Origin of the sequence: Bacteroides sp. 2_2_4, from assembly GCF_000157055.1 — a bacterium.
Classification (GTDB): domain Bacteria; phylum Bacteroidota; class Bacteroidia; order Bacteroidales; family Bacteroidaceae; genus Bacteroides; species Bacteroides ovatus.
On record NZ_EQ973356.1, the window covers coordinates 456,198 to 459,952 of the forward strand.

The 3,755-nt window shown below is 46.5% G+C and carries 7 protein-coding genes; 5 read left to right on the forward strand and 2 right to left on the reverse strand.

Translation table 11 applies throughout. The annotated features are described in order from the left end of the window. Positions 1–345 (reverse strand): relaxase/mobilization nuclease domain-containing protein (locus BSCG_RS0127225; protein ID WP_032849324.1); only part of this gene is annotated, 345 nt, incomplete at its 3' end. Further along, the gene (gene mobA / locus BSCG_RS22385; RefSeq protein WP_008775030.1) at positions 330–767 is read right to left on the reverse strand and encodes a conjugal transfer protein MobA; all 438 of its coding nucleotides are present in this window, start codon (positions 765–767) and stop codon (positions 330–332) included. The genes mobA and BSCG_RS0127225, both read right to left, overlap by 16 nt. 357 nt (positions 768–1,124) lie before the next feature. Here mobA and BSCG_RS22375 point away from each other — a divergent pair, with 357 nt between their 5' ends. From BSCG_RS22375 to BSCG_RS0127230, 5 genes are all read left to right on the forward strand, one after another. After that, a complete protein-coding gene (locus tag BSCG_RS22375; RefSeq protein ID WP_008775032.1) occupies positions 1,125–1,442 on the forward strand; it encodes a hypothetical protein in 318 nt (105 codons plus the stop codon). Positions 1,443–1,450: 8 nt separating this feature from the next. After that, complete coding sequence (locus BSCG_RS22370; RefSeq protein WP_008775033.1) at positions 1,451–2,212, forward strand: ParA family protein; 762 nt, start codon at positions 1,451–1,453, stop codon at positions 2,210–2,212. A 4-nt stretch (positions 2,213–2,216) separates the two neighbouring features. Next, the gene (locus BSCG_RS22365; RefSeq protein ID WP_008775034.1) at positions 2,217–2,687 is read left to right on the forward strand and encodes a DUF3408 domain-containing protein; all 471 of its coding nucleotides are present in this window, start codon (positions 2,217–2,219) and stop codon (positions 2,685–2,687) included. A 1-nt stretch (position 2,688) separates the two neighbouring features. Continuing rightward, entirely contained in the window at positions 2,689–3,402 is a 714-nt protein-coding gene (locus BSCG_RS22360) for a hypothetical protein (RefSeq protein WP_008775035.1), read from the forward strand. A 165-nt stretch (positions 3,403–3,567) separates the two neighbouring features. Continuing rightward, on the forward strand, positions 3,568–3,755 hold a 188-nt coding region (locus tag BSCG_RS0127230), incomplete at its 3' end, for a DUF4134 family protein (RefSeq protein ID WP_032849354.1).

Below are 3,755 nucleotides of genomic sequence, written 5' to 3' on the forward strand. Positions count from 1 at the left end.
TATATGATGCCTTGCAATATCTTCGTGCTTGTACACCATATACGGCTGGTTGCCGTACCCCAACTTATCCATATATTCTTTGGCAATATCCGCAAGCTGGCTGTCGGAAAGCACATCGTCCGGGTGCGGGTTCAGGGAGATATGAATAATCGGCTTTTCCGTTTTCAGGTCTGCGGGCAGGTGCATATCGAAACATTCCATACAACGCCGGATGCTGAAATTTCCGTCCTCGCTTTCAAACATACGGTTACTTAAAAGTACCTTCCCCTGCTGTTCATCCACCTTGTTTTGGTTGTAGGAAAGCGCACCGAACAGGGAACTGCCTACGCTTATCTTTGCAACCATCTTGTTTCAAATTCACGGGTCAGTTCAATAATTTGGCGGTTCAGGTCGGCAAGTTCCATCGTTGCCTTTTCCAGTTTATAGAGAAAAGCGAGAGCTTTCTTCTCTGAAAAATTGGTATTTAGAGCCTTTACCACCTGATTATAATTCACGGCGATACCCCTGTACTGGGAATATAAAGCGGTCAGCCGGGTATAATATTCGACTGCCGCCTTGTCGATTTTAATCACTTTGAACGGTTCGCCGAAGATGCGGGCGGTGATAAAATGCGCTTTCGTGCGCATACCGGACTGGTCGAACAATGCCAAAAAGCGGGCGTGGTCTATCGCATTGAAGCTGATAGAGTACCTGAACACTGCCGGGTCTGCTTTGGGCTTTCGTCCTGCGCCACCCGGACGGGACGCATTTTCATTTTTCTGTTTCATACTTCTTTTTTTAAAGGGTTACGACTTCGGAGTGACCCTATCCCGGCTTCGTCCGGGCAAGGCGTTCAAAGCTGCTAAAAGAATTTCAAGCTGCTTAGAACACACCTTGCTATTTGCCAGTGCAAATAAAAATCCGCCTACGGACGGATTGGGGTTAGCGGATATTGGAACGCTCCCGGCGGCGGGGGCTTGGTTAGCCTGACCGATACCTTTCGGTTGCAAAGTAACAGGTATTAAAAATGCTGTGAAATAGCGGGTTATAGGACAAATGAGGACAAATGGGGACATTTGAGGACACATCTCGAAACGGGTTGTTTTTCTGCGTTTATTTGTCCCGGATTTAAGAAAGAAAGCAATATGGACGGATGGAAATATGTATCGGCAAGCGGACGGAAAGAAAGCGGTTTTGAAAACTTGAAAACAAGATTTCAAGATTGCAATCTTTCAAGAAAGCAGGAAAGCAAACCGGATGGGATGATTGAAAGCAAACAGTCTGCAAAGAAAACAAGCTGTCTTTGTGGAATGAATGAAAACAAAGAAGCAAGAAAGAAAACAGGCTGTCTTTGCAGAAAGGAAACAATCATTCCGGCTTTCGGGCTTTCAACATGGTACGAAAGAAAACTATCCGTCCATCTGTGCAGATGGAATGAAATAAAGATGTATTACAATAATTGAGTATTACAATGAAGAAAGAAACCTTGTATGTGGCTTTCTCCACCCAAAAGGGCGGGGTCGGCAAAACAACGTTCACCGTCTTGGTGGCGAGTTACCTGTATTACCTGAAAGGGTATAACGTGGCAGTCGTGGATTGCGATTATCCGCAACATTCCATTTCCGCCATGCGCAAACGGGATGCCGAACAGGTAAACAGCGATGAGTATTACAAACAGCTTGCCTTTCACCAGTTCAAGACACTGGGAAAGAAAGCGTACCCGGTGCTGTGCAGTTCACCGGACGAAGCGATAAAAACGGCGGATGAATTTCTTGCGTCTGCCGGGATGAATTACGATGTGGTCTTTTTCGACCTGCCCGGAACGGTGAACAGTGAGGGCGTTATCAATTCCCTTTCAGGAGTGGATTATATTTTCACTCCCATAGCTGCCGACCGGGTGGTATTGGAAAGCAGCCTTTCCTTTGCGGTGGCTATCGACAAACTGCTGGTAAAGAATGAAGCGTGCCGACTGAAAGGGCTACACCTGTTTTGGAACATGGTTGATGGACGGGAGAAAACAGACCTGTACACCCTGTATGAGCAGACCATTGGGGAACTGGAACTGCCCCTTATGAAAGTATTTATCCCGGACACCAAAAGATTTAAAAAGGAACTGGATGCACAGCGTAAAACCGTATTCCGTTCCACACTTTTTCCGGCGGACAAACGGCTGGTAAAGGGCAGCAACATGGAAGAACTGATAACCGAAATCGCATACCTTATAAAACTGTAACGATATGGCAAAGCAAAGCGGCGGGAAACCGCAAATTGACGAGGATTTTATGAAAGAGATTATTTCACAGGGCTTGCCCGTGAAGAAACAGGAAACGCCAACAGTGATGGTGAAAACGGAAATAGAAACACCGGATAAACCGGACGATAAAACAGGTACGGTGGAAACGGTAGATAAACCGGAAATCAAGGCAGAACCAAAGGAAGAAAAGGCGGTAAAAGAACCTGCCCGGCGGAAAAAGAACGCTCCGGGCGACTACCGGGAAACCTACTTCATGCGGGTGGACTTGACCGACCGCCAGCCGTTATATGTCAGCCGTACCACACACGAAAAGCTGATAAAGATAGTAACTGTTATCGGCGGGCGTAAGGCGACCGTGAGCAGCTATGTAGAAAATATCCTGCTCCGTCATTTCGACCAGTTTCAGGACGAGATAAACGAACTGTACGAAAGCAAATTTGAAAAGCCGTTCTGATATGTTGAAATGGTTTATTATCGGAACACTCCTGTATTACGCCGTTCTTTTATGGCGATACTGGGATAGTTTGGGAACATGGTTCACGGGTGGGAAAAGAGAGCCGGAACAACCGGAAAGCAAACCGACCGTGAAAACCGGAAACGGTGATTGCCTTGTAGGTGCAAGCCGTTACCGGATGGGACAAATGAGGACAAACGGGGACATCTTAGGACACCTTTCAAAAGGGGTGGATAATGCTTCTATATTTGTCCCGCAAAGTGATGAAACGGTAACGAAAACGCTTGATAACGAACTGGCAGATGAAAAAAACGCCGATACCCCGCAAGCGATTGAAACCGAATTTGAAATGGAATTTGAAACGGAAGATGCGGAAGAACCGAACGTTTCACAGGATGAAATCGAAGCGGAAGAAATCGCCTGTTACATGGGTGAGGGTGAACCGGAAATGGCACAGGGTATCACGCTGGGGGAACTGGGGCAAATGGTTCAGGTCATTCAGGTTAAACAAGCACCCGAAGCGGAAGAACGGCAAGCGGTACAAACCATCTGCCGGACGGAAACGAACCTGTTTCATTCGCTGGTGGAACAGATTAACGGGGGCAGGTCACGGGTAGCGGAACTTTTACAAAAGCATGAGATACCCGTACCCGCCATCGTTCCGGTTGCCGGAAATGATAAAATGGCAACCTTTGACATGAACGATTTTCTTTAATGGTAAACTTTAAATAATAAGATGATGAAACAAAGAGATTACGGTTAAGACAAACCTTTCTGAACACTGGGGAACATTCCTCACAACCACAAAAATTCAATTATTAATCACTCCGCCGGGCGGACTATCCACCCGTCCGGCAATTTAAAAATCAATGTATTTATAATGAAAAAGAAAGTTCTCTTTTCGGCAGCCGTTCTTTTGGCTGCATCCTCCGCTTTTGCACAGGGTAACGGCATGGCGGGTATTACAGAAGCTACCAATATGGTAACAAGTTATTTCGACCCGGCGACAAAATTAATTTACGCCATCGGTGCGGTGGTGGGCTTGATTGGCGGCGTGAAAGTATATGG